Origin of the sequence: Rhodococcus sp. (in: high G+C Gram-positive bacteria), from assembly GCF_049286785.1 — a bacterium.
In the GTDB taxonomy this organism is placed as follows: Bacteria; Actinomycetota; Actinomycetes; order Mycobacteriales; family Mycobacteriaceae; genus Rhodococcus_F.
The window spans coordinates 1-6222 of sequence record NZ_JBAQEO010000126.1 but is presented as its reverse complement, the minus strand read 5'-3'; the positions used below and the strand labels follow the sequence as shown (position 1 = coordinate 6222).

Sequence of the window (6222 nt, the reverse complement as noted above, 5' to 3'; positions counted from 1 at the left end):
GGTCTACCACGTCAAACATCCCTATCACCGGAATGCGTCCTGCATCGGCCGCCGTCCTGTCGTCCTCTCGGGCGACTCCACCCCGTCGCCCTAAGTACACGGTATTGGCCCTAGCCTCGACGGTGCGGGGGCATGTTTTTACGGTAACCGCCGTGGGTTCGGGCCGCTGCGAATCCCCAGTATCGACTATCGACTACCTCCGATCGGAGGTAGTCCACCCCAGGCTGGCGTGTGATGGTGGTCTCAACGCGATGGTGGTCGGCACTGTCGTCGGACACTAGAGGAGCGGGGTAGATGACTCCATCGGTCACAACTCAGCACGAAAAGATCAAGTCGTTCGACTGGGAGCCGAGCTACTTTCGTCGTGACGCGCTGTATCCGACCAAGTACAAGATCCCGCCGAAGACCAAGGACCCGTTCCGCACCCTGGTGCGTGAGTACGTGGGGATGGAGGAGGAGAAGGACGACCGGCAGTACGGTGCGCTCGAGGATGCGCTGAGCCGGATGAACAACTCCGGGCAGGCCGAGCCCCGCTTCATGGAGATCATGAAGCCGGTACTGGCACTGGTCGACTTCGGTGAGTACGCCGCGATGAAATGCACCGCCATGCTTGTCGACACGGTGGAGAACCCGGAACTGCGCCAGGGGTATCTCGCGCAGATGATCGACGAGGTGCGCCACACCAATCAGGAGGCGTACTTGATGCGGTACTTCGCCAAGCACGCCCCGGACCCGGCCGGGTTCAATTCGGGGTTCCAGATGCGCGCCTTCGACCCGATCGGGCGACCGGGTCGGGCGGTGTTCGAAGCGTTCATGAACGACGACCCGATCACCAATTCACTGAATCTGCAGGTTGTCACGGAGACCGCGTACACCAACCCGCTGTTCGTGGCGGTGACGGAGGTGGCGGCCGCGAACGGGGATCAGGCAACCCCGTCGGTGTTCCTGTCGATCCAGTCCGACGAGGCGCGGCACATGGCGAACGGCTACTCGACGCTTGCCGCGGTGCTCAGCGAGCCGGAGAACCTGCCGATGCTCCAGGAGGACTTCGACACTGCGTTCTGGCGTCAGCACGCCTTCCTCGACAATTTCCAGGGCGCGGTCTACGACTACTTCTCGAAGGTTCGGCTCAAGTCCTACAAGGAGTACTGGGACCAATGGATCTGGGACGACTGGGCCGGTAGCTACATCGAGCGGTTGGAGCCGTTCGGCCTGAAGGTTCCGCGCTGGATCCACGATGCGAAGCGGCATGTGGAATGGGGCGGGCATTCGGCGGCTATGGTGTCGGCGGCGCTGTGGCCGGTGCACGCCTGGCGGTCGGACTACATGGTCGAGGAGGACTTCGCGTTCCTCGAAGACAAGTACCCCGGCTGGGAAGAGCATTTCGGCGACTTCTGGAAGGCCTACCGGGAGATGGGCGACCCGCGGAAGGGCCACCTCGCGCTCGAACTGTTCCCCGCGATGCCCCCGATCTGTCGGACGTGTCAGATGCCTGCCGTGATGCCGCGGCCCGATATCAACGAGATCCGGCTGTCGATCGACAAGGCCGGTCAACGGCACGCCTTCTGCTCGGAGGCCTGCCAGCACATCTTCCGGCAGGCCCCGGAGCGGCACAGCGGTATGACCTGGTGGGAGGTCAACGACGGTGTCGAGCTGGCCCGTTACATCGAGGACGCCGGTCTGCTGCGTTCTGATGGCCGGACCCTGATGGGACAGCCGCACTTGCATACCGAGGAACGCTGGCTGTGGACCATCGAGGACATCCGGCGCACCGGCTTCGTCATCCAGGACCCGCTCAAGGCGTTGCCGGCCGACGCGTTTAAGGAGATCTGATGAGCACCGAACTGATCTCCGAGGGTGTGGTGTCCGAGACGGTGGGCGAGGGGTTCTACTCGGCACGCGAGCTGACCTACATCCGACCGCAGAAACGCCGGCTGAGCGAGTACGAGGCGGTCATCTGCAACGCCCAGCCGGACCTCGACCAGTTCGACTCCGGCGGCTGGTATCTGCTGCGGCCCGATGGTCTCGGCTGTCAGGATGCCCGAACCACCGCACTGGTGCATCCGAACTGGTTCCAGTACCGCGACCCGTCCAGTCTGTGGCAGCGGCCGTACATCAAGCTGCAAGCCCAGCAGGAACGGTCCATCCAGGGGGCGATCACCTCCGCGAAGGTGAACGGCGCATTCGGCGACATCGCGCCGGGGTGGCTCGATCTCGTCTCGCGCTACTACGAGGCGTTCGCCTCGTTCCAGTGGGGGATGTTCAAGGCGCATGCGTTCGTCACCCGGGAGGCGTTGTCGGACACCCTGTCGATGACCTACACCTTCAGCGGGATGGACCGACTTCGTCACCAGCAGGACATCGCGCTCTACAGCCTGGACCTGCACGAGCACGCCCCCGGCTACACAGAGGGCGCCGGCGCCGAGGCCTGGCTCAACGATCCGGCGTGTCAGGGCGCGCGGCGTCTGGTGGAGCGGCTGCTCTCGCTGCAGGACTGGGGCGAAATGGTACTGATGACGAACCTGGTGGTGGAGCCGCTGTTCACCGCCCTGATCGGTAGCGAGTTCTTCCGGCGGCTCGCCCCGCTGCACGGTGACGTGGTCATCCCGGTGATCGAGATGACCGCGGAGGCGGACCGGCTTCGCAACCGCACAGCAACGCAGGAGTTGATCAAGATGCTCACCGCCGATACCGACCGGACGGGGCGGCCCGTTCCGGCAGCACGCAACCGCGAACTCGTCCAGGGCTGGGTCGACTCCTGGTATCCGGATGCGTTGGCGGCCGTCGACGCGTTCCTGCCGGTCTTCGACGCCGCACCGGCCGGGTCCGGCGTCGGCGAACGTGCCCGAGCGCGTGTCGTCAGCTCGACCGCCGACATCCTGGAGCGGGCCGGTCTGCGGGTTCCCGCGGCGGTGACGTCATGAGTGGCACGCGGGAGCACGGACGGAGAACGATCGGGCTCGTCCTGATGAAAAGCGAGGAAGCGCAGGCGGCCGTGCACTATGTCGCCGAGGAGTGCCCGCAGATCCGGGTACAGGATCGGGGCACGTTCTTCCTGTTTGAGGCCGAGGGATCGATCCGCATCCCGTTGGCGGAGGTCGAGGAATACCTTGGCAAACCGTTGACGATGTCGCGGTTCCTGGTCTGCATGACCAGCTACTACGGGCGGGCACAGGTCGAGGACGACGCCTTCATCATCACCTCGGACATGTCCCAACTCGAACCGGCGAAGATCTGAACCGATGGCTGAGATGGCACGCGTAACACTGGAGCCGACGGGGGAGCAGTTCTCCGTCGGCGAGGACGAGGACATCCTCACCGCCGCCCTGCACAACGGCATCAACCTGCAATACGGCTGCCGGCACGGGAACTGCTCGTCGTGTAAGCACTGGCTGCTCGACGGCGATGTCGACGACTCGGCGGGGTCGGTCTATGCGATCCCGCGAAACGAACGCGAGGACGGGGCGATCCTGCTCTGCTGCGCCTTCGCCAAGAGCGATCTGGTGATCGAGATCCACCAGCACGAGGGAGTCGAGGCGCTTCCGCCGATGACACCTCCCAGCACGCGGCGGGCAACGGTCCTCGGGCAGCGCTCCATGACACCGAATCTGGTCGAACTGCGGGTCGAGCTGGATGAGCCGCTGAGCTTTCGGGCCGGTCAGTACGCGGAGTTCACCCTCGACACCGGGGACCGCCGCTCCTACTCGCTGGTGAACCCGCCGAGTTCGGGACGCGAGCTGACCTTCTGTGTCAAACGTGTGCAGAACGGGGTGTTCAGCGGCGTGCTCGACCGGATCGGTCCGGGATCGCACCTGCATCTGGAGGCCCCGTTCGGGACGATGTTTCTGCGGGAGACGGGTCGTCCGGTGATCGCGGTCGGGATCGGCTCCGGGATCGCGCCGCTCCTGTCGATTCTGACCGACGCCGCCGACCAGCAGGTCGACGTCCCGATCCGGTTCTACTACGGGGCCCGCACCACCGGTGACCTGGTGTATCTCGACGAGCTCGCCGAGCTGTCGCGAAGGTTACGCGATTTCCAGTTCATCCCGTGTCTGTCGCAAGGCTCCCCGGACACACTGCCGCGCAACGGGCGCGCGGGTCGGGTCACCCGAGCCGTCGCCGAAGACATCCCGGACGCATCACTGTATGACGCGTACCTGTGCGGCGCGCCGGAGATGTGCGATGCCGTCGGGCGCCTCCTCGAAGCCAAGGGCCTGCCGGAGGCACGCATTCACGCCGACAAATTTTATTCCGCCACCGAATCGGACCCGGTACAGGTATCTGAACACCGACCAAACTGGGCAAGGCGATGATTCATGAACGCCCTTCACGAAAAGTGTGATCCGCGAGGCAGAAGGGTTCTCCTCGCGGACCCCCGACCGGGAGGCGGGTACCCGCCGACGATCATCCCCGCGATACACGAACCTGGCCCGCGAGAAGCATTCGGCGGCCAGCTCAACAGCAGGGAATGCGGCTAGGCGTTCGCACGCAACCCGACACGCCAAGAATAGGTTTCATACACAAAATTTTCTCGAGGAGTTTGTCATGACAGCTGTAGCAGAACACCCGATCATGCCGGCGGTTCGTGGGTTCCTGAACGGCAACAAGAAGCTCTTGATCGGTGGCGAGTGGGTCGACGCCGCCTCGGGCAAAACCTTCGCCACCACCGACCCGGCCACCGGGGCGACCTTGACCGAGGTGGCCCACGGCCAAGCCGAGGACATCGATCGGGCGGTCCGCGCCGCCCGTAAGGCGTTCGACACTGGACCGTGGCCGGAAATGAAACCCAACCAACGCGAACGCCTGTTGTGGCGCGTCGGGGACATCCTCAGCGAACGCGCGGCCGAGTTCGGCCAGCTCGAAGCACTCGACAACGGCAAGTCGGTGGGGATCGCCACCGCTGTCGACGTCGCCTGGTCGGCGGATGTTTTCCGCTATTACGCCGGCTGGGCCACCAAGATCGAAGGCTCCACCATCAATGTCTCCATGCCGTTCGCCCCCGGTGGCGAGTTCCACGCCTACACACTGCGCGAGCCGGTCGGGGTGTGCGGACTGATCGTGCCGTGGAACTTCCCGCTGCTGATGGCCGTCTGGAAACTGGCGCCGGCCCTGGCCGCCGGGAACACCGTCATCCTCAAACCCGCCGAGCAGACCCCGCTCACCGCGCTGCTGCTCGGAGAAGTGTTCCAAGAAGCCGGGTTCCCGCCGGGTGTGGTCAACATCGTCTCCGGATTCGGTGACGCCGGCGCAGCGTTGTCCGGACACGGGGATGTGGACAAGATCGCGTTCACCGGTTCGACGGAGGTCGGCAAGAAGATCGTGGACGCGGCCAAAGGCAACCTGAAGAAGGTGTCGCTCGAACTCGGCGGCAAGAGCGCAAATGTGGTGTTCGCCGACGCCGACTTCGACCTCGCCGTAGAAGGTTCGCTCAATGCATGGTTGTTCAACCACGGGCAGTGCTGCGTCGCGGGCACACGGCTTTACGTGCAGGACAACATCTTCGAAGACTTCACCCAAGCGGTGGCCGACGCCGCGAGCAAGGTCAAAATCGGTCCTGGAATGGATCCGAGCACACAGCTAGGACCCCTGATTTCGCAGGAGCAGTTCGACAAGGTCACCGGCTACCTGAGAGACGGGCTGGCCGACGGCGCCAGGGCTCTGACTGGGGGTAAGCGGTGGGGCGAGACCGGGTACTTCGTCGAGCCGACTGTGTTCGTCGACGTCAAACCGGAGTTCAGCGTGGTCCGCGAAGAAATCTTCGGTCCCGTGGTGGCCGCGTTGCCGTTCGATGCGGACAACGGTGTCGTCGCCGCGGCGAACGACTCGATTTACGGGCTCGCCGCCGGCATCTGGACCAAGGACATCTCCAAGGCGCACCGGACTGCGAAGAAGCTCAAGGCCGGGTCGGTGTGGATCAACCAGTACAACGGTTTCGACACCGCGATGCCCTTCGGCGGCTACAAGCAGTCCGGTTGGGGACGGGAACTCGGCGGCTCCGCTATCGACCTGTACACGCAGATCAAGTCCGTCAATATCGCCCTCTAACAATCTTTTTCCGACAAGGAGTTTCAATGAAGACCAAGGCTGCGGTACTACTCGAGCCGGGAAAGCCGTTCGAGATCATGGAACTCGACCTCGACGGTCCCGGCGTCGGCGAAGTGTTGATCAAATACACCGCCGCCGGGTTGTGCCACTCGGACCTGCATCTGACCGACGGTGACC

The 6222-nt window shown here is 64.2% G+C and carries 5 protein-coding genes and 1 pseudogene; all 6 read left to right on the top strand.

The features are described 5' to 3' along the window. Positions 1-294 precede the first annotated feature (294 nt). Positions 295-1833, top strand: a complete 1539-nt coding sequence (locus tag WAW17_RS05005; RefSeq protein ID WP_422331901.1) for an aromatic/alkene/methane monooxygenase hydroxylase/oxygenase subunit alpha — start codon at positions 295-297, stop codon at positions 1831-1833. Beyond that, positions 1833-2924: an aromatic/alkene monooxygenase hydroxylase subunit beta gene (locus WAW17_RS05000; protein WP_422331900.1), complete on the top strand. Its 1092-nt coding sequence runs from the start codon at positions 1833-1835 to the stop codon at positions 2922-2924. Before WAW17_RS05005 ends, WAW17_RS05000 begins: the two co-directional genes overlap by 1 nt. Further along, entirely contained in the window at positions 2921-3238 is a 318-nt protein-coding gene (locus tag WAW17_RS04995) for an MmoB/DmpM family protein (protein WP_422331899.1), read from the top strand. Before WAW17_RS05000 ends, WAW17_RS04995 begins: the two co-directional genes overlap by 4 nt. Positions 3239-3251: 13 nt before the next feature. After that, complete coding sequence (locus tag WAW17_RS04990) at positions 3252-4313, top strand: 2Fe-2S iron-sulfur cluster-binding protein (RefSeq protein WP_422331898.1); 1062 nt, start codon at positions 3252-3254, stop codon at positions 4311-4313. A gap of 232 nt (positions 4314-4545) precedes the next feature. Continuing rightward, positions 4546-6045, top strand: coding sequence for an aldehyde dehydrogenase family protein (locus WAW17_RS04985; protein WP_422331897.1), 1500 nt, complete (start codon positions 4546-4548; stop codon positions 6043-6045). Between the two features lie 26 nt (positions 6046-6071). Next, positions 6072-6222: pseudogene (locus WAW17_RS04980) on the top strand (alcohol dehydrogenase); the annotation flags it as partial.

Excerpts from the sequence above, each read along its gene's own strand:
- WAW17_RS05005 (WP_422331901.1), top strand. The coding sequence starts at position 295 with ATGACTCCATCGGTCACAACTCAGCACGAAAAGATCAAGTCGTTCGAC.
- WAW17_RS04995 (WP_422331899.1), top strand. The coding sequence starts at position 2,921 with ATGAGTGGCACGCGGGAGCACGGACGGAGAACGATCGGGCTCGTCCTG.
- WAW17_RS04990 (WP_422331898.1), top strand. The coding sequence starts at position 3,252 with ATGGCACGCGTAACACTGGAGCCGACGGGGGAGCAGTTCTCCGTCGGC.
- WAW17_RS05000 (WP_422331900.1), top strand. The coding sequence starts at position 1,833 with ATGAGCACCGAACTGATCTCCGAGGGTGTGGTGTCCGAGACGGTGGGC.
- WAW17_RS04985 (WP_422331897.1), top strand. The coding sequence starts at position 4,546 with ATGACAGCTGTAGCAGAACACCCGATCATGCCGGCGGTTCGTGGGTTC.